This window comes from Variovorax atrisoli 110B, from assembly GCF_000382045.1.
GTDB lineage: Bacteria > Pseudomonadota > Gammaproteobacteria > Burkholderiales > Burkholderiaceae_C > Variovorax > Variovorax atrisoli.
On the sequence record NZ_KB907450.1, the window covers coordinates 1,189,779 to 1,215,612 of the forward strand.

Consider the following 25,834-nt stretch of genomic DNA (forward strand, 5'->3'; position numbering starts at 1 on the left):
TACCAAATCACAATTGCAACATGGCGGCACGCGGTACGAAGATGTACCAGCAATTCCGCTCCACGCAATCAGTGCTTATTCGAGGCTTGTTCTCATGACCGATCTTGTCGTACGCCGCCTTCTGATCGACCTGCAACCGCCGTTCGCCCGTGACTGGTGTGGCGGCGACGCATTCTCTACCGCTTTCTTCAACGCGCTGTCGATGAGCTTTCCCTTCGGCGAGCAGTTCTTCATCGACGCGGTGCGCGACGCCGTCGCAACGCTGCCGCCAGAGCTTCAGGAGCAGCACAAGGCCGACGTGCGCGGCTTCATCGGGCAGGAGGCCACGCACCGGCGCATCCACTCGCTCTTCAACAACCATCTCGAGAAGCAGGGGCTGGTCGACCGCTGGACGGCTCGCGCCAGCAAGCGAATGGAACTGATGGAAGGCGCCGACCCGCGCCACGCGCTGGCGGTGACGGCGGCCACGGAACACTTCACCGCCATGTTCGCCGAATGGCTGCTGGCCCACCCGGGCGTGCTCGACGGCGCCGAGCCGCGACTGCGCACCATGTGGCTGTGGCACAGCGCGGAGGAGCTGGAGCACAAGAGCGTGGCCTTCGACATCTACAAGGCCGCGGGCGGCTCCGACGAGTGGCGCACGCGCTGGTTCCGCCGCGTCACCTTGATGTTCCTCGGCGACCTGATGCGCCAGACCGTCGACAACCTGCGCCACGAGAAACAACTGTGGAAGTGGTCGACCTGGAAGAGCGCCGCGCGCATCCTGCTGAGCCGCGACGGCCTGCTGCGCGGCAACCTCGCCGGCTGGCGCAGCTACCTGCGCGCCGACTTCCATCCGATGCAGCAGGACAGCAGCCTCTCGGCGCGCTGGCTTGCGGACAACCGCGCGCAGTTCACGCCCGTGGGCGCGGCGCCAGAGGCAGCTGCCGCCGGCTGAAGCCCGGCAGGCCCGACGGCGGAGCCGCGCTCAGTAGAAGTTGGCGCGGTTGGTCGTCGCGGCACCCGCCTGCTGGTGCTCGGGGCGCATCTGCAGATCGTGCAGGGTGTCGAAGTCGGAAGGGGCGTCCGGCACCCGCATCACCACTTCCAGTTCGTGCATCGAGGCCACCCAGCGGCCTGCCGGCGATTCGGCCGGCTCGTCGTTGGCGAACACGCCGTCGCGGATGTACAGGGTTTCGCCCTCGGGGCGCTCGGCGTGCAGCTCGATGAGGCGCGAGATCGAGAAGTTGTAGGTCACGAGCTTCTCGCGCGTCTTGCGGTCCTTGCCGCCGCAATTGAACGAGCCCTCGGCCGCGATGACGATGCAGGAGCCATCGACTCCGCCATCCATGTCGATCTCGTTGCCGGAACGCCAGATCGCGTTGGGCAGGCGAACGCGAACCTTGTCGATGACCAGATCGCGCTGCTTGTTGAGGCTGCCCAGCGGAGGCACCAGCGAACGCAGCTGCCGAAGACGCTCGGCGAAGTTGTCGTCCATCAGGAATTCGACATGGTGCGTCGCGCTGCCCGAGGAGCGCCTGACCACCTGCATGACCACGTGGCGCGACTTACCCATGGCAGAACCCCTTGGCAAAGGTTGAATTCCGTAGCCCGCGGGGGGTGTAAACGGCGTGGCAGCAATTCATTGGAAATCAGCTACTTAGTAGGACTCTTGATTACATGCAATTACATGCATCATTTGTGTCCAACTGTATAGCGAATCCCGGGAATGTGGAAGGCCATTCCGTGACTTATGCACGAGGAAATGTCGCCCAAATGCCACCCCTCTGTGGTAGCGGCTAACCCGCCCCGGGGGCTCGACGCGCCTACTCCAGGGCTTCGTCGAGGGCCTTGCACGAAGGCGCGCAGACCGTCTGCGATTTGCCCAGCACCTGGCGGGTGCGCAGCTGCGAGCGCACCCGGTGCTTGCCGCACATGAAGCACGACATGGTTGCCCCGCTGAACGAGGCCGAGGCCCGGAACGGGGAACCCGGCGCCTTCGATTTGTAGCGCAGGCCGTCCGCCACCACTGCCGTCTTCACTTCACCCTTCGCCATGCATCTTGTCCTTGCTGTTCGGTTCGGCACGGCGCATCGCGCGTGCAATGGCTTCCCGGGCGCTGATTTCGGCCGCCAGGGAAGCGTCCAACGCCGAGCGGCAAAGCCCGGCGTGCTTGTAGTTGAGGTTTTCGTACACCTCGGCCGCGGCCGGATAGGCATCGAGCAGGCGACCCAGTTCGGCGCCCTGCCCGATGTCCTCGAACTCGTGCACAAGATGTTCGACCACGGAGCGGTACTGTTCTGCACCCACGGGTACAGGGCTGTGCTCGAGCTTTTCCAGCAGCTGCGCCAAAACATGGGTCACCGCCAGATCGGCCTTGGAAGACGGATTATCGGTCGTGTTCATGGTCCGCATCTGGGGGCAGCATACGCCTATGCAAGTGGCTGCTCGTATAGGGTGGTCTCCGGCTGGCCGGTATTGCGCTGGGCCGCCTGCATCCGCTGCAGCAGGCTGTGAAGCATTTCGGTCGACAGCCCGTGGATCACCAGCCGGTGCCCCGCCCGCAGGGTCGACAGCGGCACCAGCGGGTGCTTGTTGTTGACCAGGATCAGGTGCTCCGGGGCGTTCAGGATCGTCGCCGCGTAGATGCCGATGGTCTCGTCCAGCTGCAGGGAGTTCGCCGCCCGCCAGAAATCGTTGTCCGTGAGCATCAGCTGGTAGAGCGGCGTGAACAGCTCGATGGCGCTTTGCAGGTCCAGGAAGTTCAGCCTGCCCTGGGGCATGTCCTCCAGGCGCAGCCCCGGCTCCTTGATCATCGAGAAGTCGACTTTTTCCGCCTTGCACAGCGCCAGCCCCTTGTCGCGCAGCGCGGTGTTCAGCCTGATCACGAAGTTGAAGAGGTTCAGGTCGTGCTTCAGGAACATCTCGTCCTTGAGCGCGTCGATGTCCGCCGGCTCCAGCGGGCTTGTGGCCACGGGCGCCGGCGAATTGCGCCCGATGAAGGCCAGGATCTGCGAGCCCAGGTGGAAGTGCCGCAGGATCAGCCAGTTGGCCTCCGGCGACACGAAGCGCTTCAGCCCCCAGGCCAGCAGGCGGTGCAGGAGGATCGAATGCGACCAGTTGCGCGGCACGAACACCTTCGCGATCTGGATCAGGATGATCGTCAGCCGCGCGATCGGCCGCAGGAACGGCAGCAGGTACTGACGCGAGCCCGAACTCGAATCGGCCAGCCAGGCGGACTTGACGTCGTCCGGCAGCGGCGTGCTCTGGTCGAGATACAGCGCCAGCCAGGGGCTGGGATCGCGTTCGTCGTGGGCTTGCTTCAGGAATTCAGGCGTTCGATCCATGGGGCATCCGCTGCGTGATGTGTTGGAACTGCATCAGGTACAGCGCGGCCGTGTGGCGCGCCGTCTCGACGATCTGGCTGGCGGCGCGCGACTGCCCTTCCACCGCCATCACCATCTCCACCGCCGTGAGCCAGCGGCCGAGGTGGTTCTCGTCGTTGTGGCCGTGGTACTCCAGGAAGCGGAAGGCATCCGGCGGCAGCTTCAGGCTCGCCTTGAGCAGCGGCAGCAGCGCAGGCACGATGCGCTGGCCCGTGCCCTCGATGATGTAGATCGCGCCCAGCAGGCCGATCGGGTCGCGCGTGGCGGCCAGTCCGTGCAGGTAGGCATTGAGCGCCTCGCCGCCCGGGTTGCGCCGCAGCTCCTCGATGTTCTCCACGGTGCCGCCGGCCTTGCGGTAGTCGCTGAAGAGGATGTTGAAGTCGTTCTGCTCCTCGCCCGCGTGCACGCCGATCAGCGATGCCAGCATCTGGTAGGGCTCGCTCAGCGAGGCGGCGCCTTCGCGCATCCACTTGCTGCCCTCGCGCACCTGGGGCACCCATTGCTCCATCCAGTTCAGGTAGTCGGGCACGGCGAAGCGGCGCTCGCGGATCTGGCGGACGAGCGGCGTGCGCCACACGCGCGAACGGTAGTCGTGCCAGATGGCGGCCAGCTCGGTCAGCAGCGCACCCAGCCCTTCGGGCGCGGCGGCAGGGTCGTGCGGGGGCGCGATCATGAGGTCGTCGTCCGGCACGGCCGCAGCGCGCGGCGCCACCGCGACGGGTGCCGCGTCGACGGCCTCCACCTCCCACAGCATGTACGCCGCCATGAAGCGCCCCGACTCCGGCACGTAGCAGAAGATCTGCTCGCCCGGCTTGAGCGCCTTGGTGTGCAGGAACTCGGCCAGCATCACCAGGATCGACGCCGCGCCCGTGTTGCCCCGCCATGCGAGGTTGCTCCACCAGCGCTCGCGCGGGATCGACAGGTCGGCCTTGGCCATCAGGTCCTCGACCACCGGGATGAATTTCTCCGACGAGTAATGGCACAGGAAGTGATCGACCCGCTTCGGATCGACCCAGCCGTCGCGCACCAGCCCCGCGTATTCGTGGATGCCGATGTCGAAGAGGTGCGGCAGCAGCCGGATGTCCTGGCGCAGCGACAGCGCACCCGCCGCCTCCGCCTCCGCCCACGAGCCGAAATCGAGATGGCCGCGCGCGCGGTCCTCGGTCAGCCCCAGCTGCATGCAGACCGGATAGTCGCCCGAGAAGGCGCGCTGGTGCACCCATTTCAGCTTCAGCCGCAGGCCCGGCGAGCCGGCCAGGGCCGATGCCCCGTCGGACAGCAGCAGGGCCCCTGCCCCGTCGGACAGCATCCAGCGCAGGAAGTGCGAGTCGAAGTCGGTCTCGTAGCCGCGCGCCGCGAAGCGCGAACGCTTGAAAAGGCGCGACGGCATCTCGCTGGCCACGGCCATCGCCGAGCGGTGCGCGCCGAGTTCGATGCCCTGCGCAGCCGTCTGGATCGCCGACACGCCTGCGGCGCAGATGCCGTGCACCGAGTGCGTCTCCATGGGCTTCGCAGCCAGCTCGCCCTGGATCATGTTGGCGAAGCCCGGCATCAGCGCGTCGCCGCCCGAGGAGCCGCTGGCCAGCAGCGATACCCGGGAGAGCTCGGCCCCGCCGCGCTGGAGGCAGTCGCGGATCGCGCCAGCTGCCAGCTGCGCATTGGTGTGCCGCGTCACGCCTTCGGTGTCGATCGCGTAGTGCCGAGTGAGGATGCCGTTCTCCGCCAGGATGCGCCGCTTGATGCGCTCCGACATGCGGTTGAGCGGCGCGATGTACGCGTCCATGCGCTCGTTGGGGATGGGCTCGCCCGGCATGAAGTAGCCGGCGCTTTCTAGGTACACGCGTTGGAATGGAACAGGCATGGTTCAGAGAGTTGATGGATCGCGGGGCATCAGCGGGCGGCTGCGGAATCGCGGCCACACGGTCCCCAGCACGAAGACGCGCACCATGTACGGCACCAGCCCGCCCTCGTTGAGCACCGGATCCACCTGCGCGCGGTAGTGCGTGTGATGCAGGCGGGTGAGCTCGGACCAGTGGGCATGCGGGTTCTCGTGGTGTGCGGTGTGCAGGCCGATGTTGAACAGCAAGGGGTTCACCAGCCCTTCGAAATTGCGCGCGTAGTTCAAGCGGCTACCCGCGGTATCGCGCGGTGCCCCCGGCGCGCCCTCCTGCGTGGGTTTGCGGCCGTCGGCGTGCGCGTGCTGCAGGTAGTTGGTCGCCAGCAGCCAGTGCAGGCCGTGCAGCTGTGGCACGACGACGAAGAGCAGCGCCTTGCGCCAGTCGATCGCCAGCAGCACCGCCCAGCTCGCCAGCCACACTGCGTACTGCGCCATGCAGTAGCGCCAGGCGCCGCGACGGTGCCGCCGCAGCCGGGCGAGCCATGCGAAGAAGAGCGGCATGAGCACCCACACGGCCTGGAACGGGTGCAGCAGGTAGCCCCGGAGGTGGTTGGTATCGCCACCGAAGCGGTAGGTGCGTGCCACGTCCTTCGGGCCATGGCGATGGCGGTGATGGTTGGCGACGTGCGCGGGCCAGAACACGAAGGTCGGGTGGCCCTGCAGCAGCGTGATCCAGAAATCGGTGAACCTGTTCAGGCGCCGGCTGCGCCACATGCGCAGGTGCACGTGGTTGTGGTGGATCACGCCGACGCCCAGCGTCAGGAACAGCATCAGCCCGTACAGCACCGCATCGAAGCCGTGGAACCACTGCCAGGCCGCCAGCCCGGGCAGCGCCAAGAGGTAGGCGATGCTCTGCCAGTCGCGCCAGTTGCGCAGCACCGGCAGGCGGAGGTTCGCCCCGGACCCTGCGTCAGGCCGTGGTCGCGCCATGCTTCTTGCGGAAAGCCTGAAGAACCGGTTCGGCCGCATCGGCCGCCACGCGCGTGCCGAACAGCCGGTCCATGAAGGTGAACTGGAAGCCGTAGTTGCCGTTGTGCACCGCGTGGTGCAGGTGGTGCCGGCGGCTCGCCGCGAACCAGTGGCTGTACGAGACGCCCGTGAAGAAGTCGTAGTTCGAATGCCCGACGCAGTTGAAGAACAGGCTGAATACCGGCACCGCCGCCAGCGACCAGAAGCTGAAGTCGTGCACCACCATCGGCAGCAGGATCACGTTGCCCAGCATCAGCGCCTCGACGGGATGGAAGCTGTAGGTCGACCACGGCGTGGTCACGAAGGAGCGGTGGTGCGGCCCGTGGAAGCGCCGCAGCCAGCGCGTGTGCAGCAGCCGGTGGTTGATCCAGAAGTGCACGTCGTTCCAGATCGCCAGCGCGACGATCTCCACCGCGATCTGCCGCCAGCCCGCATCGGGATCGAGCCGGGCCCAGCCCAGCTGCAGCAGCCCCCACGGAAACACCATGCCCAGCCCGAAGAGCAGCACCGACACGCCCGACTGCGTCAGCTCGCGCCGCAGCTGCCCCGGCTGCAGCGGCCGCGGATCGAGCACCCGTCCGATGCCCAGCGCCGGGAGCACGCGCCTGGTGAGCAGCCAGGTGGCGGCGCCGAAACAGAGATAGATGCCGCCGAAGAAAAGCAGGCCCCACAGCATGACCTGCGGGGCGGACAACGAGGTGAAGGTCTGCGCCATCCCCCGAGGCTACAACAGCATCTCGGGGACGATCGGCGCGATCAGCATGTTGTAGAAGCGCTGGAAGAAGCCCGACTCCGGCTCCGAGGTAAGGATCATTTCCTTCTCGCCGTCGTTCGTCAGCCATTGCAGCGTGCCGGTGTCCTTGGCCAGCCGCAGCCGGTAGGAGTTCTGCAGCTTGCTGATGTTGATCACCCGCAGCATCTCGCGCGCCAGCTGCGGGCTGTCGACCACCACGCCCATCTCGGTGTTCTGGCTGGCCGAGCGCGGATCGAGGTTCATCGAGCCGATGAAGATGCGCGTCTTGTCGATGGCCGCCGTCTTCGCGTGCAGCCGCCCGAGCGACTTGCCGAACATGCCGAAGCGCTCGCCCGCGCTGGTGCGCTGCGGGCTCAGCTCGTAGAGATCGGCGCCGCTTTGCAGCAGCCGCTCGCGGTAGCGTGCATAGCCGGTGTGCACCAGGGGCTCGTCGTTGGCCGCCAGCGAGTTCGTCAGCAGCGTGAGCTTGACCTTGCGGCGGGTCAGGTCCTGGAAGGCCTCCATGCCGCGCTCGCCCGGCACGAGGTAGGGCGAGGTCAGGTCGACTTCCGTCCGGGCATCCATCAGCAGCCCCCAGACCTTCATCGTCACGCTGGTGGCGATGGCCTCCTCGGCCGTCATCGTCTTCGGCTTGGTGGGCGGATCGGCGATCGCTCGGGCCTCGCCCCACAGCAGCCCCATGCGGCCGGCGTCGAGCTCCTCGCCGATGGGGCCGTAGCCCAGGATGTCCGACGGCGGCAGCACGATCTTCGGCGGCGGCGCGGCCATGCCTACCCAGTCGTCGAAGTCGGCGCCGGTCGGCTTGCGCCCGCGCTCGCCCGTCACGATGTCGGCGATGGGCCAGACCTGCTCGCTGTTCCAGTAGGCGTCGAAGATCGACTCGAACTGCGGCACCACCTTGCCGACCACCAGCGCGTCCATGTCGATGAAGTTCTGCGCCTCGCTGAGCACGAAATACTCCTCGGCGATGTTGCGCCCGCCCACTACCGCCATCACGCCGTCGGCAATGAAGAGCTTGTTGTGCATCCGGTGGTTGAGCCGAGAGATCTCCCACGGCGACGCGGCGAAGCGCGACAGGAAGCCGTTGCGTCCGCAGCAGAACGGATTGAACAGGCGCACGTCGACATTGGGCGTCTCCGACAGCGCCAGCAGCAGCTGCTGGCTCTTGACCGTATAGAGGTCGTCCACCAGCACCCGCACCTTCACGCCGCGCATCGCCGCCTCGCGCAGCGTGCGCAGCAGCAGCCGGCCGACCGGATCGTTCTCGAGCTGGTAGTACTGCACCACCAGCGAGCGCTGCGCCCGCTGGGCGAGCTGGATGCGCGCGTCGAGCGAATACACCCCCAGCGGCATCAGCCGGAAGCCCGAATGCTCTTCGGGCGGCGTGGAGGCAGCGGCGATCTTCGCGAGCGTGGTCGACGGATCGGCCGAGGCCGCGAATTCGGCGGGCCGCTCGCGCGCGGGCGGCAGCGAGCCGCAGGCGCCGAGCGCCGCAACCAGCGCGCCAGCGAGCGCGACGCGCAGAAGTGGTCGGAGCCAGGCAGTCATGATGATGCTTCCATGAGGTCGTCTTCTTGTGGTTCTTCGTCCTTGTTGTCCTGCAGTACGCCAGCCGGTCGGCCCCGGTTTCAAGGCGCTTCGAGCTCCTTCTCGGGAAGGCTCCGGCCTAGAATTCGATCCACACCGCTGCGGAGTTACATCATGGCCCGTTCGCTTCCCCACCGCATCGCCTGCCTCGCCTTTTTTGCGGCTCTTACGAATACCGCCTCGGCCGCCCTCGACATCGGCGACCCGGCGCCCAAGTTCACCGCCAACGCCGCGCTCGGAGGCAAGACCTTCCGCTATTCGCTGGCCGAGGCGCTCGCCAAGGGCCCGGTGGTGGTGTATTTCTTCCCGGCGGCCGACTCCAGCGACTGCTCCATCGAGGCCCACGCCTTCGCCGAGGCCATCGACCAGTTCGCCGCGCTGGGCGCCAGCGTGATCGGCGTCTCGGCCGACGACATAGGTACCCTGTCGAAGTTCTCGGTCAAGTCCTGCCAGAGCCGCTTCCCGGTCGCCTCGGACGAGAGCAAGGCCGTGATCCAGGGCTTCGACGCCCTGATGCAGACCCGACCGGACTTCGCCAACCGCCTGTCGTACGTGATCGCGCCTGACGGCAAGGTCGCCTACTACTACCAGAACCTGAACCCGGACAAGCACGTGGAGCGCATGCTGAATGCGGTGAAGGCGCTGCCGAAGACAACCGCCGCCAGCAAGTAATCGGCCTCGAGGCCAGGGTCGGGGCGGCGCAGCGGCTACGGGTTTCGCAGGCTTCGCGCAAAATCCCGCCCCATGCAGCTCAACTACATCGCCAACGCGAACGTCCCGTCCTCCTCCGGCCGCACCCTGCCGGTCATCGACCCCTCCGACGGCCAGCCCTTCGACGAAATCCAGCGCAGCAATGCCGCCGACATCGACTCCGCCGTGCGCGCCGCGCGCGACTGCTTCGATGGCGTCTGGCACAAGGTCAGCGCCGCCGACCGCGGCCGCCTGCTCTTCAAGCTCTCTCAGAAGATCGCCGAGCACGTCGACGAGCTCGCGCTGATCGAGCAGCGCGACTGCGGCAAGCCCGTCAAGCAGGCGCGCGCCGACGCGGTGGCGCTGGTGCGCTACTTCGAGTTCTATGCCGGCGCCTGCGACAAGCTGCACGGCGAGACCATCCCCTACCAGGACGGCTACAGCGTCTTCACCTGGCGCGAACCGCACGGCGTGACCGGCCACATCATTCCCTGGAACTACCCGATGCAGATCTTCGGGCGCAGCGTGGGCGGCGCCCTGGCGGCGGGCAACGTGTGCGTGGTCAAGCCGGCGGAAGACGCCTGCCTGTCGCTGATCCGCGTGGCGCAGCTGGCAGCCGAGGTCGGCTTTCCGGCCGGCGCGCTGAACATCGTGACGGGCTACGGCCACGAGGTGGGCGACGCGCTCGCACGCCACCCGGGCATCGACCACATCAGCTTCACCGGCAGCCCGAAGATCGGCACGCTCATCCAGCAGGTGGCGGCCGAACGGCATTGCCCGGTCACGCTGGAGCTGGGCGGCAAGAGCCCGCAGATCATCTTCGCGGACGCAGACCTGGACGCGGCCATTCCGGTGGTCATCAACGCCATCGTGCAGAACGCCGGCCAGACCTGCTCGGCGGGCTCGCGGGTGCTGATCCAGCGCGACATCTACGAGCCGCTGCTGGAACGCCTGGGCCACGCCTTCGAGGCGCTGCGCGTCGGCCCGGCAGCCATGGACCTCGACGTGGGGCCGCTGATCCGCCAGACGCAGCAGCAGCGCGTGTGGGACTTCCTGAGCGACGCGCAGCACGCCGGCATCCCGATGGTGGCGCAGGGCATCGTGGTCGAGGAAGCGCCCGAGACCGGCTTCTACCAGGCCCCCACCCTGCTGCGCGATGTGCCGGTGGACCACCGCCTCGCGCAGGAAGAAGTCTTCGGCCCGGTGCTGGCCGCGATGCAGTTCGCCGATGAAGACGAAGCCGTCGCGCTCGCCAACGCCACCCACTTCGGCCTGGTTGCCGGCGTGTGGACGGCCGACGGCGCGCGCCAGTTCCGCATGGCCAAGCGCGTGAAGAGCGGGCAGGTGTTCATCAACAACTACGGTGCCGGCGGCGGCGTGGAGCTGCCTTTCGGCGGCGTGAAGTCGTCGGGCTACGGCCGCGAGAAGGGCTTCGAGGCGCTGTACGGCTTCACGACGCTGAAGACCGTCGCCGTCAAGCACGGCTGAGCGCCTTGGCGCGCCGCGCGTGCTGGCGCGTCAGCCCAGGGCGGTGTCGAGCAGCATCATCAGCACGAAGCCGATCATCAGCCCGCTGGTGGCGAAGGCTTCGTGCCCCTTTCGATGCGACTCGGGAATGATCTCGTGGCTGATCACGAAGAGCATCGCGCCTGCCGCGAAGCCCAGCCCCCAGGGCAGCAGCATCGCCGAGTGCCCGACCACGGCCGCGCCCAGCACGGCGCCCAGGGGCTCAACCAGCCCCGACAACATGCCGATCAGCACTGCGAAGCCACGGCCGTAGCCTGCGGCCAGCAATGCCACCGCGACAACCAGCCCCTCGGGCACGTCCTGGATCGCGATGCCGGTGGCCAGCGCATCGGCGCGCAATCCGTTGTTGGCCGCGTAGCCCACGCCGATGGCAAGGCCCTCGGGCACGTTGTGCAGCGCGATCGCGAAGACGAAGAGCCAGGTGCGGCGCAGCTGCCTGGCTGCATTGCCTTCGCGGCCCTTGATGAAATGCTCGTGCGGCAGCACACGGTCCATCAGCATCAGCGCCATGCCGCCGAGCAGGATGGCGGAGCCGATCACCCCGCCCGCTGCCCAACTGCCGCCGCCGAAGGTGCCCGCGTTCTTCGCGGCCTCCAGGCCCGGGATGATCAGCGAGAAGGCGCTGGCCGCGAGCATCACGCCGGCGCCGAAGCCGAAGAGCGTGTCCTGCAGGCGCTCCGGCAGCTTCTGCGAGAACAGCACCGGCAGCGTGCCGAGCGCCGTCGCCAGCGCAGCGACCGAGCCGCCGAGCAAGGCATTCCACGCCAGCGGATCGGATCGCACGAAATGCCAGAACTGCACAACCCCCACCACCACGCCGGCCGCGACGATGGCGAAGCCGATCCGTTCGCGCAACGGCCTGGCGGGTCTCGGCTGCCTGCCCTGCGCCACGGCGCCCTGTCGCGGCTCGTTCATGGGCTTCTCCTCAGCCGCCGATGGCGGCAGCGTGGCGCCGGGCCACCTCGGCCCAGTTCACGACGTTGTAGAAGGCGGCGATGTACTCGGGGCGGCGGTTCTGGTACTTGAGGTAGTAGGCATGCTCCCACACGTCGAGCCCGAGGATCGGCGTATTGCCCGAGCCGATGCCGCGCATCAGCGGGCTGTCCTGGTTGCCGCTGCTTTCCACCGCGAGCTTGCCGCCGGGGCCCACGGAGAGCCACGCCCAGCCGCTGCCGAAGCGCGTGAGAGCGGCCTTGGTGAATGCATCCTTGAAGGCGTCGAAGCCGCCCAGGTCGGCATCGATGGCCCTGGCGAGCGCTCCGGTGGGCAATCCGCCGCCGCCTTGGCCGACCGGTGCCATGACGGTCCAGAACAGGGTGTGGTTGGCGTGCCCGCCGCCGTTGTTGCGCACCGGCGCGCGCAGCGGCTCGGGCAGTTGCTCGACCCCGGCGATCAGTTCGTCGAGCGGTGTCTGCTCGTGCGGCGTGTCTTTCAGCGCCGCATTGAGGTTGTTGACGTAGGTCTGGTGGTGCTTGCCATGGTGGATTTCCATCGTCAGCGCATCGAGGTGGGGCTCGAGCGCATCGAAGGCATAGGGCAAGGCTGGCAGGGTGTACGGCACGGTCGGGGCGCTCCTTTGGTTAGAAGAGCCCTTTGCGTTGACGACGTGTGCGTACTCAGGCGTCCAAATGATAGGAATTCTCATTGTCTACGTCAAGACATCGAGCGTTGAATAACGCAGACCGGCCAAGCCGGAAGCTTCCGGCAACGATCGATACACTGTCCTACGGCATGTTTACGGGAGATCACCAACGATGAAGCTCGCTCGATCCGTTCTTCTTCCCCTCGCGCTGCTCCTGGGTACCGGAGTCGCGGCAGCCCAGGCCAGCGGCAATCCGCCGGCAGGCGACTACATCTACGAAGGCGGCAGCGGCTCACTGCACATCAAGCCCGGCGGCCGCTTCGACATCACCACCATCGGCACCAACGCCCACACCTGTGCGCTCGACGGCACCATCGTGCGCGGCAAGGCCAAGCTGGACGACACCGGTTGCGTGGTGAGCTTCTCGGCCGAAGCCGACAAGCTGCAGGTCACGACCAACGGCTCCGATCAGTGCCGCGGCTACTGCGGCATGCGCGCCGCCTTCGAGGGCACCTACATCCGCCCGATTCCCTCCTGCACCGACAAGGCCGTGGCCGGCTCGCGCAAGACCTTCAAGCGCCAGTACGACGCCAAGGACTACGCTGCCGCCCAGACCACCCTCGCGCCGGTGCTCTCGGACTGCGAGAGGACGCTCGACTGGATCACCAAGGCCTGGCTGCGCAACGACCTCGCCCTCACGCAATACAAGCTGAACGACCGCGCAGCCTGCCTCAAGACGCTGCAGCCGCTGGCCGAGGACGCGGCCCGCACCGACGACGGCATCAAGGAAAACTATCCGCCGGCCGATGCCGACATCTATCTGCCCGTGGTCCGGGCCACGCGCACGAACCTGAAGCTCTGCCGCGGATAGCGCCGGCCAGCGGGCGGTTCGGCACGGGCGGCGCCACGGCTGCCCTGCACGGTTTTCGTTTTTTCATCCACCACAACGAGACGGAGACGACACCATGAGATTCCTGAAGCGCAAGCTGCGCGCCGCAACGCTCGGCCTGGCACTGGCCCTGCCCCTGCTCGCGGCGGCGCAGCAATTGCCCACGGCCACGCCCGAGGAGGTCGGGCTGTCGAGCCAGCGCCTGCAGATGCTCGGCGACGTGCTGAAGGCCGACGTGGCGGCCGGGAAGATCCCCGGCGCGGTGCTGCTGGTGGCCCGCCAGGGCAAGGTGGCGTGGTTCGAGCCGGTCGGCAAGCTCGACAGCGCCGCCGGCACGCCGATGCCGCGCGACGCCATCTTCCGCATCTACTCGATGAGCAAGCCCATCACCACGGTGGCCGCGATGATGCTGGTGGAAGACGGCCGGCTGAAGCTCGACGACCCGGTCTCGGCCTACCTGCCCGAATTCGCGAACATGACCGTGGGCGTCGAGAAGCCCGGCGCCGACGGCAAGCCGGTGCTCGAGACCGTACCCGCGCGCCGCCCGATCACCGTGCACGACCTGATGCGCCACACCTCGGGCCTGACCTACGGCTTTTTCGGCCCGGGCCTCGTGAAGCAGGCCTACAACGCCGCCAACCTGGGCGCGGGCGACCCCACGCTGGCCGAGTTCTCCCAGCGCCTGGCGAAGCTGCCGCTGGCCTACCAGCCCGGCACGACCTGGGACTACAGCCAGTCGACCGACATCCTCGGGCGGGTGATCGAGGTGGTCTCGGGCCAGTCGCTCTACCAGTTCGAGAAGGCCCGGCTCTTCGACCCGCTGGGCATGAAGGACACAACCTACTACGTGCCCGAGCCCGCACGCCAGGCGCGCATCGCCGAGCCGCTGCCCAGCGACCGCAGCTTCGGCGTCGGCGCCGACTTCAACAACCCGCGCATCGTGCGCAGGTACGAGTCCGGCGGCGGCGGGCTGGTGTCGACCGCGAACGACTACGCGCGCTTCCTGCAGATGCTGATCAATGGCGGCTCGCTCGACGGCAGGCGCTATCTCGGCCCGCGCACCATCGCGCTGATGACCGCCGACCACTCCAACGCGGGCGCCGGTATCGTGCCCGGCCCGCTGTACCTGCCGGGCCCTGGCTACGGCTTCGGCCTGGGCTTCGCGGTGCGCCGCAACGACGGCGAGGCGCCCTACCCCTCGGCGGGCGGCGAATACAACTGGGGCGGCGCGGGCGGCACCTACATGTGGGTCGACCCCAAGAACGAGATGTTCGTGGTGCTGATGCTGCAGTCGCCGAAATACAGGACACATTACAGAACATTGACCCGGGACATGATTTATGCGGCCGTGATCAAGTAGCCTGTGTTCCACAGGCCCTTGGGGCCTGGCGCAAAATCGGGCCACGCCCCCAGAAGCCATGAAAAGCAGCAGCGACAGCACCGTCATCCCGATCTCCAGCATCGGCCGAGCACGCCCCGCGGTGGCCGTGCCGGAGGTCGCCGTGCCCACCACCGGCATGCTGCTCGACCGGCTGGGCCGGCCCCTGACCGACCTGCGCATCAGCGTGACCGACCGCTGCAACTTCCGCTGCAGCTACTGCATGCCCAAGGATGTGTTCGACAAGGACTACAAGTACCTGCCGCACAGCGCCCTGCTGAGCTTCGAGGAGATCACCCGGCTGGCCCGCCTCTTTGCCGCGCACGGCACTCGCAAGATCCGGCTGACCGGCGGCGAGCCGCTGCTGCGGAAGAACATCGAAGGCCTGGTCGAGCAGCTCGCCCAGATCCGCACGCCCGCGGGAGAGCCGCTGGCACTCACGCTCACCACCAACGGCTCGCTGCTCGCGCGCAAGGCCGCCGGCCTGCACGCCGCCGGCCTGCAGCGCGTGACGGTGAGCCTGGACAGCCTCGACGACGCCGTGTTCCGCCAGATGAACGACGTCGACTTCCCGGTGGCCGACGTGCTCGCGGGCATCGACGCGGCGCTGGCCGCGGGCCTCGGGCCCGTCAAGGTCAATATGGTGGTCAAGCGCGGCACCAACGAGCAGGAAATCCTGCCGATGGCGCGCTACTTCCGCAAGCACCACGGCGGCAAGGTGGTGCTGCGCTTCATCGAGTACATGGACGTGGGCGCCACCAACGGCTGGCGCATGGACGAGGTGCTGCCCTCGGCCGACGTCGTCACGCGCATCCATTCCGAATTCCCGCTGGTGCCGCTCGGGGCCGCGACGCCCGGCGAGACCGCCCGGCGCTGGGCCTATGCCGATGGCGGCGGCGAGATCGGCGTCATCAGCAGCGTCACGCAGGCCTTCTGCCACGACTGCAGCCGCGCCCGGCTGTCCACCGAAGGCAAGCTGTACCTGTGCCTGTTCGCGAGCGCCGGCCACGACCTGCGCCCGCTGCTGCGCGGCGACGCCAGCGACGAAGACATCGCCTCGGCCATCGGCCACATCTGGCAGGGGCGCGCCGACCGCTATTCCGAGCTGCGCGCCCTGCGCGGCCCCGATGGCGACAGCGGCAACGGCGACGCCGGCTCGAAGGGCCCGCGCCGCGTCGAGATGAGCTACATCGGCGGATGAGGCAGGCGCCAGCCATGCCCGCGCACGCCAGCATCGCGTCCGCCGACATCACGGGGCTGCTGCTGGCCGGCGGCCGCGGCTCGCGCATGGGCGGCGTCGACAAGGGGCTGCAGCCTTTCAATGGAGAACCGCTGGCGCTGCACGCGATGCGGCGGCTGGCGCCGCAGGTAGGCCCGCTCCTGGTCAATGCCAACCGCAACCTCGCCGAATACGAAGCCCTGGGCGCGCCGGTCTGGCCCGACAGCCTCGCCGACCACGCTGGCCCGCTGGCGGGCTTCCTGACCGGGCTTGAGCACTGCGCAACGCCCTGGCTGCTGACCGTGCCCTGCGACACGCCCCTCTTCCCGCTGGACCTCGCCGCCCGCCTCGCCGAAGCGGCAGTCGCCGACGATGCAGACATCGCCATGGCCACCGCGCCCGAGCCCGCCGAGGACGGCGGCCCGCCGGTGCTGCGCCCCCAGCCCGTCTTCTGCCTGCTGCGCGCCACCCTGCGCAACAGCCTCCTTCGCTACACCGCCGCCGGCGGGCGCAAGGTCCACGCCTGGATCGCACAGCACCGCGCCGTGCAAGTGCCCTTCGACCGCCCCGGCGACGCGCCCGACGCGTTCTTCAACGCCAACACCCTCGCCGAACTGCACGCCCTCGAAAACCGATGAGATGAGCCGCATCGCAGAACTCGCTTCCGCCCTCACGGGCCAAGACGGCGCCGACCTGAGCGTCGAAGCCGTCCACGCCTTCCTTTCCCAGCTGACGGCCACGGCCGTCGTCACCGGGCGCGAGAACGTCCCGCTGGCCGAAGCGCTCGGCCGCGTGCTGGCCGAGGACATCGTCTCGCCCATCAGCGTGCCGCCGCACGACAACTCCGCCATGGACGGCTATGCCTTCGACGGCGCCGTGCTGCCCGTCGACGCGCCCAGCGACGCCTCCGTCACGCTGCGCGTGGTGGGCACGGCGCTGGCGGGTTCGGCATGGCGCGGCGCGCTCGGGCCGGGCGATGCGGTGCGAATCATGACCGGCGCGATGATGCCGGCGGGCCTGGACACCGTGATCCCGCAGGAGTTCTGCAAGGTCGACGGCGAGCTCGTCTGCTTCCCCGCCAGGGTGCTGCGCCGCGGCGACAACCGCCGCTTCGCCGGAGAAGACCTCATGAAGGGCCAGCCCGCGCTGCACAAGGGCGAACGCCTTTCGCCCGCCGCGCTCGGCATGGTCGCGAGCCTGGGACTGCCCGGCGTGCCAGCGCTGCGGCGCCTGCGGGTGGCCTGCTTCTCCACCGGCGACGAGATACTGAGCCTGGGCGACGCGCCGCGCGAAGGCGCCGTGTACGACAGCAACCGCTACACGGTGATCGGGCTGCTCACGCGGCTGGGCTGCGAGGTGCTCGACCTCGGCCTCGTACGCGACGATCCGGACACGCTCGCCGCCACGCTGCGGCGCGCGGCGCGCGAGGCCGACGCCATCGTCACCAGCGGCGGTGTGAGCGCGGGTGCGGCGGACCACACGCGCGCGGTGATGCAGCAGCTGGGCGACATGGCCTTCTGGCGCGTCGCGATGCGCCCCGGCCGGCCGCTGGCGGTGGGGCTGATTCCCGCGGAGGAAAGCGCATCGAAGCCGCCGGCCGTGCTGTTCGGCCTGCCGGGCAATCCGGTGGCGGTGATGGTGACTTTTCTGGCCTTCGTCCGGCCCGCGCTGCTTCGCATGATGGGCTGCCACGAGGCGGCGGCCGCACCGCCGCCACTGCTGCGCGCACGCAGCACGGGTCCGATCCGCAAGAAGCCGGGCCGAACCGAATATCAACGCGGTTTTGTGAAGACCGTGCCCGGCGCGCTGCCCGAGGTGTGCGTGGCGTCCAACCAGGGCTCGGGCGTGCTCAGCTCGATGGTGGAAGCGAACGGCCTGGTGGTGCTGCGCCATGACCAGGGCAGCGTCGCGGCGGGAGAGGAAGTCGACGTGATGATGTTCGACGGGAGTATTTAGCTCTCCCCCAGGGCTTCGCGCACTTCGTATCGCTTCGCCAACCCCCTCGCCGGGGGCGACACCTGAGGACCGGGTGAGCCGGTTCGTCGGTGTCCCTTGAAAGGTGCCTTCACCGCACAAGCCCCTCGGGGTTGCTCAGATTCGGCCCAGCGCCTTTTCCACGCCCTTGTTGGCCAGCATGTCGGCGCGCTCGTTGCCCGGATCGCCGGAGTGGCCCTTGACCCAGCGCCATTCGATCTCGTGGCCGCCTTCGGTCACGAGCTTGTCGAGCCGCTTCCAGAGTTCGGCGTTCTTCACGGGCTCCTTGCTCGCGGTGACCCAGCCCTTGGCCTTCCAGCCGCGGATCCATTCGGTGATGCCCTTGCGCACGTACTGGCTGTCGAGGTAAAGCAGCACCTTGCAGGGCCGCTTGAGCGCGGACAGGCCCTCGATGACGGCGGTGAGCTCCATGCGGTTGTTGGTGGTGTTGAGTTCGCCGCCGAACAGGTCCTTCTCGCTGGCGCCCGACTTGAGCCACGCGCCCCAGCCGCCCGGGCCGGGGTTGCCCTTGCATGCGCCATCGGTGTAGATCACGACTTCGTTCAAGCTGACGTTTCCTTCTTCTTCATTCGATTCCGATCGATCTTCATGTCTTTCAATTCTTGCCGTTTCCGTCGCGATGCACCTTGCCGGCGATGGGCACGGGCGCCGTCGCGCGGGCGCCGGCGCGGCGCCACTCGGCGCTCAGCAGGCGCATGCCGCGCACGCGCTTGACCGCCACCAGGAAATAGGCCGCGCCGAAGATGGGCCACCAGCGCTCGCCGACAGTGTCCATCCAGCGCATCCGCTCCAGCCAGGCCTCGCTGCGCACCGCCGGCCGGTAGATGCCGAAACGGCCCGATTCCACCTCGAAGCTCAGCAGGCGCAGCCAGTCTCGCATGCGCCAGTAGCCGATGAACTCCCCGCCCTCGGGCAGGTAGAGATCGCCGATGCCCAGCCGCCGATAGATGTGCGCGCGGCGCTGCCGCATGCCCCAGAGGCTGGTCGGATTGAGCCCGCAGATCACCACGCGCCCTTCGGGCACCAGCACCCGCTCGACCTCGCGCAGCGTGGCGTGCGGGTCGGGGCTCAGCTCGAGCGCATGAGGCAGCACCACCAGGTCGAGGCTGTTGGCCGCGAAAGGCAGGGCAGCGAAGTCGGTGAGCAGCGTGGCCCTGCCGCCGCGGGCCGGGTCGTCCAGCGCCAGCCAGCGGTGCGGCATGCGGTTGGTGCGCAGGCCATCGACCTCGGCGGCCCCCAGCTGGAGCGCGTGATAGCCGAAGATGTCGGCCACCGCCTGGTCGAACTGGGCCTGCTCCCAAGCCAGCAGGTAGCGCCCCGGGGGGGTCGCGAACCAATCCTGCAAACCTATAATTTGACCGCTCATGACCCTTGTTCCGCTGCCCGCTTTCGCTGACAACTACATCTGGATGCTGCACGACGGGCTCCACGCCATCGTGGTGGATCCGGGCGATGCCCAGCCGGTGTTCGACGCGCTGGCGCGCGACAAGCTTCAGCTGGCCGCGATTCTAGTCACGCACCACCACCCCGATCACACCGGCGGCGTGGCCGCGCTGCATGCCGCCACCGGCGCGCAGGTATGGGGCCCCGCGCGCGAGCGCATCCCCGAGCCCTTCACGCCGCTGGCGCAGGGCGACATCGCCGAGGCGCTCGGACTGCGCTTCGAGGTCATCGACGTGCCGGGCCATACGGCCGGGCACATCGCCTACTTCCTTCCGGCCGCGCAAACCTCGCGCGAAGACGCGCCCCTGCTCTTCTGCGGCGACACGCTCTTCTCCGGCGGATGCGGACGCCTCTTCGAAGGCACGCCCGCGCAGATGCTGGCCTCGCTCGACGCGCTCGCCGCATTGCCCGGGGACACCCGCGTATGCTGCGCCCACGAATACACACTTTCTAACCTGCGTTTCGCTCAAGCCGTGGAACCGGCCAACGCCGAGCTGACTCAGTACAACGCGCGCTGCGAGAACCTGCGCGCCAAGGGGCAGCCCACGCTGCCGTCCCAACTGGCGATCGAACGCCAGGTCAACCCCTTCCTTCGCAGCCGCGAAGCCTCTGTCCTTAGAGCTGTGCGTGCCCATGCCGAGCTGGCTGCCGATGCAGCCGAGGCCGACGTGTTCGCCGCACTGCGCCAATGGAAAAACGACTTCCGATGAAACTGATCGCTGCCACCTGCCTTGCAGGTTCACTGGTGCTCGCGGGCTGCGCGGGCACGAACAACAGCTCCAGCACCTCCTCTTCCTCCCCCTCCTCGTCGTCATCGGCCGGCGGCACCGGCTCCAAGGTGGCCGGCAGCGCCACCCCCGTCTATCCGCGCGACGCCCTCACTCCCCTTGCAAGCGGCCAGGCCCATTCGCAGAGCGTCGTCACGCTCGCGCCGCCGGCCGACATGTGGGACCGCATCCGCCGCGGCTTCAAGATGCCGGACCTCGACAACGACCTCGTGCGCGACCGCGAGCAGTGGTACGCGAGCAGGCCCGACTACATCCAGCGCATGACCGAGCGCTCGAACAAGTACATCTTCCACATCGTCGAGGAGCTCGAGCGGCGCAACATGCCCACTGAGCTGGCGCTGCTTCCGTACATCGAGAGCGCGTTCAACCCGCAGGCCATCTCCAGTGCCCGCGCGGCGGGCATGTGGCAGTTCATGCCGGCCACCGGCAACGACTTCGACCTGAAGCAGAACATCTTCCGCGACGACCGCCGCGACGTGGTGGCTTCCACCCGCGCAGCGCTCGACTACCTGCAGAAGCTCTACGGCATGTTCGGCGACTGGCAGCTCGCGCTGGCCGCCTACAACTGGGGCGAAGGCAGCGTGAGCCGCGCCATCGCCAAGAACCAGCGCCTGGGCCTGCCCACCACCTACAGCGACCTCACCATGCCCGCCGAAACGCGCATGTACGTGCCCAAGCTTCAGGCGGTGAAGAACATCGTGGCGAATCCGCAGGCATTCAACGCCGAGCTGCCGCTGATCCCCAACCACCCCTACTTCCAGACCGTCACGCTCACACGTGACCTCGACGTGGAGCTCGCCGCCAAGCTGGCCGACGTGCGCATCGAGGACTTCCGCGCGCTGAACCCCGCCGCGCACAAGCCGGTGCTGATCGCCGCCGGCACGCCGCAGATCCTGCTGCCCTGGGACAACGCGGCCGTGTTCCAGCGCAACTTCGACGCCTATTCGCAGGGCCAGTACGCGAGCTGGACCGCGTGGGTCGTGCCCAACACCATGACGGTGGCCGACGCCGCCCAGCGCTCGGGCATGAGCGAGAACGACCTGCGCTCCATCAACAACATCCCGCCGCGCATGCTCATCAAGGCCGGCTCGACGTTGATCGTGCCGCGCGGCTCCCGCGTGAAGGAAGACGTGGCGGCCGTGGTGGCCGACAGCGGCCACCTGAGCTTCCAGCCCGAGATCGTCACGCGCCGCACGACCGTGAAGGCCGGCCGCGCCGACAACGTCGCGAGCATCGCGCGCCGCTACAACCTCAAGCCTTCGGCCGTGGCCGAGTGGAACGACGTGAAGCCGAACCACGCTTTCAAGCGCGGCTACAGCGTGGTGGTCTACCTGCCGGTGCGCGCAACCCCGGCTGCCCGCGCGGGCACCGGCATCCGGGCCGTTTCGCATGCCGCGGCGCCGGTTCCCAATCGCCGTGGCGGCGCGCCTTCGAAGGCTGCCGCTCCGCGCGGCGCCGGCAGCGTCGTGAAGGTGCCTGCCAGCAGCAAGCAGCAGGTCGTGCGCGAGAAGCGCGGCGGCACGCCGTCCAAGAAGAAGCGCTGAAAGCCGCGAACCGAAGGCTCAGTGAGCCTTCGGCGCCTGCTGCGCCCTTCTGCGCACCACGGCCTCCATCGCGGCAACGCCGATCATGATGACGGTGGTGAGCGTACCCACCACCAGCACCGTCATGTGCGAGGCGAACACCGCGAGCAGCGCCAGGAAGCCCAGTCCGAAGAGATGCGACTGAGGCAGAAAGCCGCGCACCACGCGCTTGAAGAGCGCGTTGCCGAAGAGATAGATCGCGGGGCCGCCGATGAGCGCGCCCAGGTACTTGAGCTCCGCATGGTGCGAGCCCTCGCCGATCGTCAGCTCGTCGGCCACGGCGCAGACGATGATGCCGGCCACCAGGATCACGTGCGTGTAGTGGAACTTCGCGCCGATGGCGCCCGGGTCCTTCGCATGCTCGATGACGTGCGTGGCTTCCCTGGCGCTGGTGTCGAAGTACATCCACCACATCGCCAGGCTGCCCGCGAAGCCCACCAGCAGCGCGAACAGGTCGATGCCGTGCCACTCGACGTGGTGCCCGAAGGCGATGCCGGTGGCCAGCACCGACTCCCCGAGCGCGACGATCACGAAGAGCTGGCAGCGCTCGGCCAGGTGGCCGCCGTCGATGGTCCAGTCGCTGGTCAGCGAGCGGCCCAGGCCCGGGAAGCGCAGGCCGATCATCGGCGCGATGTATTCGCACAGCACGCCGCCGAACCACAGCGCGAGGCGCGCCTGCCCTTCGGCCAGGCCGCCGGCGATCCAGAACACGCCGGCCACGCAGTTCCACGCCAGCAGGCGGCGGAAATTGGGCGTAAGCGGATCGTTCGGGCCGATGGCGACCAGCATGCAGAAGGTGCGCCCCGCCTGGATGCCGACGAAGCACAGCGCGAACACCAGCCCGCGCTCGGCGAAGGCGCCGGGCAGCGCCGAGGCCATCACCATCGCCAGCAGCATGATCGCGAACAGCACGCCGCGGATGCGCAGCGTGCCGGGATTGAACCAGTTGGTCGTCCAGGCGGTGTACTGCCAGCCCAGCCACACCGCGAACCACATGACCAGCGTCTGCAGCGCCCCCAGGAGCGTGAGGTGGTCCAGCAGGTAGTGGGAAAGCTGCGTGACGGAGAACGCGTAGACCAGGTCGAAGAACAGCTCTTCGTTGGAGACCCTTGCCGCCTCGCTGCGCGAGCGCAGGGTCGTGGCCCGCTTGTGGTTGTCGTCGTGGCTCATTGTTCGTTCACTCCCATGAATCATTGCAGCGCCCTGCGGCGCCGCGCGCGATCATCGCACGGAGGCGAACTGGCGCCCTCCTAGAGCTTCTCGGTCTCGCCGGTCTTCGGCTGCCACTTCATCAGCCGTCTTTCGATGACCCCGACGATCCCATCCAGCGCCAGTGCGAAGGCCGTGAGCACCACGATGCCGGCGAACACGGTATTGACGTCGAAGGTGCCCTCGGCCTGCAGGATCAGGTAGCCCACGCCGCGCGCCGAGCCCAGGTACTCGCCCACCACCGCGCCCACGAAGGCCAGCCCCACCGAGGTGTGCAGGCTGGAGAACACCCAGCTGGTCGCGCTCGGCAGGTATACGGTGCGCAGCAGCTGCCGCTGGTTGGCGCCCAGCATCTTCGCGTTGGCCAGCACCACCGGGCTCACCTCGCGCACGCCCTGGTAGACGTTGAAGAACACGATGAAGAAAACCAGCGTGACCGCCAGCGCCACCTTGCTCCAGATGCCGAGGCCGAACCACAGCGCGAAGATGGGCGCGAGGATCACGCGCGGCATCGAGTTGGCCGCCTTGATGTACGGATCGAGGATCAGGCTCGCCGTGGGCGCGAGCGCCAGCCACAGTCCGCAGGCCAGCCCGAGCACCGTGCCGATGCCGAAGGCCAGCACCGTCTCGAGCAGCGTGGTGCCAAGGTGCTGGTAGATGTCGGCGTTGCCCTTCAGGCCTTCCGGAAAGAGCGCGTTGGCCGGCACCTCGAAGGGCAGGAACCAGCTCCAGATGCGCCCCGCCACCTGGATGGGCTCGCCGAGGAAGAAGGCGATCTGCTGGTTGCGCGAGGCCACATGCCACGCCACGAGGATCAGCGCCAGCAGCGCCAGCTGCCAGAAGCGCGCGTTGCGCTCGTTCAAGCCCGGCCGTGCCATCACGCGGCCTTCCTGAGTTGCTGCGCGTAGCCCTTGAGCACCTCGTCGCGCAGCACCTCCCAGATCTGGGTGTGCAGCTCGACGAAGCGCGGCTGCGTGCGCACCTCGGCCACGTCGCGCGGGCGCGGCAGGTCGATGGCGAACTCGCCGATGGGGTGCGTGGCAGGCCCCGCCGACAGCACCACCACGCGGTCGCTCATCGCAATGGCCTCGTCGAGGTCGTGCGTGATGAAGAGCACCGCCTTCCGTCCGTGTGAGCCCCCGGGCGCTGCGCGCCCACCCCCCGAGGGGGTGAGCTCCGGCCTTGGGGCGGCCCGGCGGTCTTCGCTCTGCGCGCTCCAGAGCTCTAGCACCTCGTTCTCCATGAGCTGCCGCGTCTGGATGTCGAGCGCGCTGAAGGGTTCGTCCATGAGGATGATGTCGGGGTCGAGCACCAGCGTCTGTGCCAGCGCCACGCGCTTGCGCATGCCGCCGGAGAGCTGGTGCGGATAGCGGTCGCCGAAGCCCGAGAGCCCCACGCGCGAGAGCCACGCCTCGGCCTGGTCGCGCGCCTGCGCCTCGGGCACGCCGCGGTACTGAAGGCCGACCATCACGTTGTCGATGGCGCTGCGCCAGGGCATCAGCGCCTCCGACTGGAACATGTAGCCCGCGCGCGAGTTGACGCCCGAGAGCGTCTGGCCGAAGACCTTCACCGTTCCCGAGGAAGGCTGCAGCAGGCCCGCGCCCACGTTCAGCAGCGTCGACTTGCCGCAGCCGGTGGGTCCGACCACCGAGACGAACTCGCCCGCCTTCACCCGCAGCGTGGTGTCGGCCACCGCCGTGTAGCGCTGGCCGGGGTCGTCCTTCGAAAGAAAGGTGCAGCTGATGGAAAGGAGTTCGAGTGCGTGTTCGGACATGGCAGAAAAAACCCGGCCTGAGCCGGGTCGCGGGACATGCGTAGTCAGGCTTTGAACCTGTCCTTGGCGCGCCTTGCAAAATCGTTGGTGTAGGTCCTGGCGAGGTCGATCTTTTCGGCCTTCACCGTGGTGTCGAAGCTCGCGATGGCGCTCAGCGCGGTCTTGGGGCCGTCGGCGGGCACGAGACCGTCGGTGGCGATCGACTCGCGCACCTTGTCGAACGAGGCGAGGTACAGCGCGCGGTCGCCCAGCAGGTAGGTCTCGGGCACCGTCTTGATGATGTCGCCCGGTCCGGCCGTCTGCAGCCACTTGAGGCCGTGCACGATGGCGTTCGCCAGCGCCTGGCAGGTGTTGGGATTCTTCTGGACGAAGTCTGACGACGCATAGAGGCAGGCCGCCGGCATCGTGCCGCCGAACACCTGCTGCGTGCCCTTGAGCGTGCGCGTGTCGCTGATGATCTTCACGTCGCCCTTCTGCTCCAGCATCGTCATCACCGGGTCGGTGTTGCTGATGGCGTCGATCTGGCCCGATCGCAGCGCGGTGAGCGCCCCCGCGGCCACGCCCACGCCGATGTAGCTCACGTCGCTGGCCTTGAGCCCGCCGCGCGACAGCACAAGGTTGGCCACCATGTTGGTCGACGAGCCGGGAGCCGAGACGCCGATCTTCTTCCCCTTGAGATCCTGGATGCCGGTGTAGCCGGCCATGTTCTTCGTCGACACGCCCACCGCGATCTGCGGTGCGCGCCCCTGAAGCACGAAAGCCTGGAAGAACTGGTTCTTGGCCTGCAGGTTGATGGTGTGCTCGTAGGCGCCCGAGCACACGTCGGCCGAGCCGCCCACCACCGCCTGCAGCGCGCGCGCGCCGCCGGCGAAATCGGAGATCTCCACGTCGAGCCCTTCGGCCTTGAAGTAGCCGAGCTGTTCGGAGATGGTGAGCGGCAGGTAGTAGAACGCCGCCTTGCCGCCCACCGCGATGGAGACCTTGGTCTTCTCAAGCTTGGCCTGCTGCGCGAAGACACGCGGCAGCGCGATGGTCGCGGCAGCGATGGCGGAAGCAGTGATGAGAGTGCGGCGATGAAGCATGAAGACTTGCCTGGAACTTGCCCGGAACTGTTGCCTGGACTGTTGCTTGTGGGCTCTGTGATTCGTAAGGAACTGAATCGAGCTTAGGGGCCGCAACTGGCAA

General features: G+C 68.0%; 26 protein-coding genes. 10 read left to right on the forward strand and 16 right to left on the reverse strand.

All coding sequences use genetic code 11. From position 1 onward, the window contains the following. Positions 1–94: 94 nt before the first annotated feature. Positions 95–937: a metal-dependent hydrolase gene (locus G369_RS0105630; RefSeq protein ID WP_019653006.1), complete on the forward strand. Its 843-nt coding sequence runs from the start codon at positions 95–97 to the stop codon at positions 935–937. A 30-nt stretch (positions 938–967) separates the two neighbouring features. Here the strand turns inward: G369_RS0105630 and G369_RS0105635 are convergent, their stop codons facing one another. The 8 genes from G369_RS0105635 to G369_RS0105670 form a co-directional block, all read right to left on the reverse strand. Then, the gene (locus G369_RS0105635) at positions 968–1,555 is read right to left on the reverse strand and encodes a hypothetical protein (RefSeq protein ID WP_019653007.1); all 588 of its coding nucleotides are present in this window, start codon (positions 1,553–1,555) and stop codon (positions 968–970) included. Between the two features lie 250 nt (positions 1,556–1,805). Further along, the gene (locus G369_RS0105640) at positions 1,806–2,036 is read right to left on the reverse strand and encodes a hypothetical protein (protein ID WP_019653008.1); all 231 of its coding nucleotides are present in this window, start codon (positions 2,034–2,036) and stop codon (positions 1,806–1,808) included. Continuing rightward, a complete protein-coding gene (locus tag G369_RS0105645) occupies positions 2,023–2,394 on the reverse strand; it encodes a hypothetical protein (RefSeq protein ID WP_026346217.1) in 372 nt (123 codons plus the stop codon). Before G369_RS0105645 ends, G369_RS0105640 begins: the two co-directional genes overlap by 14 nt. Positions 2,395–2,411: 17 nt before the next feature. Further along, entirely contained in the window at positions 2,412–3,326 is a 915-nt protein-coding gene (locus G369_RS0105650; protein WP_019653010.1) for a DUF6999 family protein, read from the reverse strand. Next, the gene (locus tag G369_RS0105655) at positions 3,310–5,226 is read right to left on the reverse strand and encodes a StlD/DarB family beta-ketosynthase (RefSeq protein ID WP_019653011.1); all 1,917 of its coding nucleotides are present in this window, start codon (positions 5,224–5,226) and stop codon (positions 3,310–3,312) included. The genes G369_RS0105650 and G369_RS0105655 overlap by 17 nt, the downstream gene beginning before the upstream one ends. 3 nt (positions 5,227–5,229) lie before the next feature. Then, complete coding sequence (locus G369_RS0105660; RefSeq protein ID WP_026346218.1) at positions 5,230–6,192, reverse strand: fatty acid desaturase family protein; 963 nt, start codon at positions 6,190–6,192, stop codon at positions 5,230–5,232. Next, on the reverse strand, positions 6,173–6,946 hold the full coding sequence (locus G369_RS0105665) for a sterol desaturase family protein (RefSeq protein ID WP_019653013.1): 774 nt from the start codon (positions 6,944–6,946) through the stop codon (positions 6,173–6,175). Before G369_RS0105665 ends, G369_RS0105660 begins: the two co-directional genes overlap by 20 nt. Before the next feature lie 9 nt (positions 6,947–6,955). Then, positions 6,956–8,533, reverse strand: coding sequence for a phospholipase D family protein (locus G369_RS0105670; protein ID WP_019653014.1), 1,578 nt, complete (start codon positions 8,531–8,533; stop codon positions 6,956–6,958). Positions 8,534–8,686: 153 nt separating this feature from the next. On the opposite strand from G369_RS0105670, the gene G369_RS0105675 reads away from it, so the two are divergent. After that, a complete protein-coding gene (locus G369_RS0105675; protein ID WP_019653015.1) occupies positions 8,687–9,244 on the forward strand; it encodes a peroxiredoxin in 558 nt (185 codons plus the stop codon). Between the two features lie 72 nt (positions 9,245–9,316). Beyond that, positions 9,317–10,750, forward strand: a complete 1,434-nt coding sequence (locus G369_RS0105680; protein ID WP_019653016.1) for an aldehyde dehydrogenase family protein — start codon at positions 9,317–9,319, stop codon at positions 10,748–10,750. Between the two features lie 30 nt (positions 10,751–10,780). On the opposite strand, the gene G369_RS0105685 is transcribed toward G369_RS0105680, so the two are convergent. Then, positions 10,781–11,704, reverse strand: a complete 924-nt coding sequence (locus G369_RS0105685; protein ID WP_019653017.1) for a ZIP family metal transporter — start codon at positions 11,702–11,704, stop codon at positions 10,781–10,783. Positions 11,705–11,714: 10 nt separating this feature from the next. After that, entirely contained in the window at positions 11,715–12,350 is a 636-nt protein-coding gene (locus G369_RS0105690) for a superoxide dismutase (protein WP_019653018.1), read from the reverse strand. Between the two features lie 193 nt (positions 12,351–12,543). Between G369_RS0105690 and G369_RS0105695 the strand changes: the two genes are divergently transcribed. The 5 genes from G369_RS0105695 to moeA all read left to right on the forward strand — a co-directional run bounded on the left by G369_RS0105695 (position 12,544) and on the right by moeA (position 17,813). Then, on the forward strand, positions 12,544–13,242 hold the full coding sequence (locus G369_RS0105695; protein ID WP_019653019.1) for a hypothetical protein: 699 nt from the start codon (positions 12,544–12,546) through the stop codon (positions 13,240–13,242). 94 nt (positions 13,243–13,336) lie between these two features. After that, on the forward strand, positions 13,337–14,620 hold the full coding sequence (locus G369_RS0105700) for a serine hydrolase domain-containing protein (protein ID WP_019653020.1): 1,284 nt from the start codon (positions 13,337–13,339) through the stop codon (positions 14,618–14,620). 58 nt (positions 14,621–14,678) lie between these two features. Beyond that, the gene (moaA, locus tag G369_RS0105705; protein WP_019653021.1) at positions 14,679–15,839 is read left to right on the forward strand and encodes a GTP 3',8-cyclase MoaA; all 1,161 of its coding nucleotides are present in this window, start codon (positions 14,679–14,681) and stop codon (positions 15,837–15,839) included. Between the two features lie 14 nt (positions 15,840–15,853). Beyond that, a complete protein-coding gene (gene mobA / locus G369_RS0105710; RefSeq protein WP_019653022.1) occupies positions 15,854–16,495 on the forward strand; it encodes a molybdenum cofactor guanylyltransferase MobA in 642 nt (213 codons plus the stop codon). Between the two features lies 1 nt (position 16,496). Further along, positions 16,497–17,813, forward strand: coding sequence for a molybdopterin molybdotransferase MoeA (moeA, locus tag G369_RS0105715; RefSeq protein WP_019653023.1), 1,317 nt, complete (start codon positions 16,497–16,499; stop codon positions 17,811–17,813). Positions 17,814–17,948: 135 nt separating this feature from the next. Here moeA and rnhA read toward each other — a convergent pair whose 3' ends face one another. Together rnhA and G369_RS0105725 are read right to left on the reverse strand one after the other, a co-directional pair. Then, entirely contained in the window at positions 17,949–18,398 is a 450-nt protein-coding gene (gene rnhA / locus G369_RS0105720; RefSeq protein WP_019653024.1) for a ribonuclease HI, read from the reverse strand. 49 nt (positions 18,399–18,447) lie between these two features. After that, positions 18,448–19,218 (reverse strand): class I SAM-dependent methyltransferase, encoded by a 771-nt coding sequence (locus G369_RS0105725; protein WP_240650026.1) that lies wholly within the window; start codon positions 19,216–19,218, stop codon positions 18,448–18,450. On the opposite strand from G369_RS0105725, the gene gloB reads away from it, so the two are divergent. Continuing rightward, positions 19,217–20,005 (forward strand): hydroxyacylglutathione hydrolase, encoded by a 789-nt coding sequence (gene gloB, locus G369_RS0105730; protein WP_019653026.1) that lies wholly within the window; start codon positions 19,217–19,219, stop codon positions 20,003–20,005. The genes G369_RS0105725 and gloB overlap by 2 nt on opposite strands. After that, on the forward strand, positions 20,002–21,627 hold the full coding sequence (locus G369_RS0105735) for a transglycosylase SLT domain-containing protein (RefSeq protein ID WP_019653027.1): 1,626 nt from the start codon (positions 20,002–20,004) through the stop codon (positions 21,625–21,627). Before gloB ends, G369_RS0105735 begins: the two co-directional genes overlap by 4 nt. Positions 21,628–21,645: 18 nt before the next feature. On the opposite strand, the gene G369_RS0105740 is transcribed toward G369_RS0105735, so the two are convergent. From G369_RS0105740 to G369_RS0105755, 4 genes are all read right to left on the reverse strand, one after another. Next, positions 21,646–22,836 (reverse strand): low temperature requirement protein A, encoded by a 1,191-nt coding sequence (locus tag G369_RS0105740; RefSeq protein WP_019653028.1) that lies wholly within the window; start codon positions 22,834–22,836, stop codon positions 21,646–21,648. Between the two features lie 80 nt (positions 22,837–22,916). Further along, entirely contained in the window at positions 22,917–23,753 is an 837-nt protein-coding gene (locus G369_RS0105745) for an ABC transporter permease (RefSeq protein WP_019653029.1), read from the reverse strand. Beyond that, positions 23,753–24,649, reverse strand: coding sequence for an ABC transporter ATP-binding protein (locus G369_RS0105750; protein WP_019653030.1), 897 nt, complete (start codon positions 24,647–24,649; stop codon positions 23,753–23,755). Before G369_RS0105750 ends, G369_RS0105745 begins: the two co-directional genes overlap by 1 nt. A gap of 44 nt (positions 24,650–24,693) precedes the next feature. After that, on the reverse strand, positions 24,694–25,731 hold the full coding sequence (locus G369_RS0105755) for an ABC transporter substrate-binding protein (RefSeq protein ID WP_019653031.1): 1,038 nt from the start codon (positions 25,729–25,731) through the stop codon (positions 24,694–24,696). Positions 25,732–25,834 lie beyond the last annotated feature (103 nt).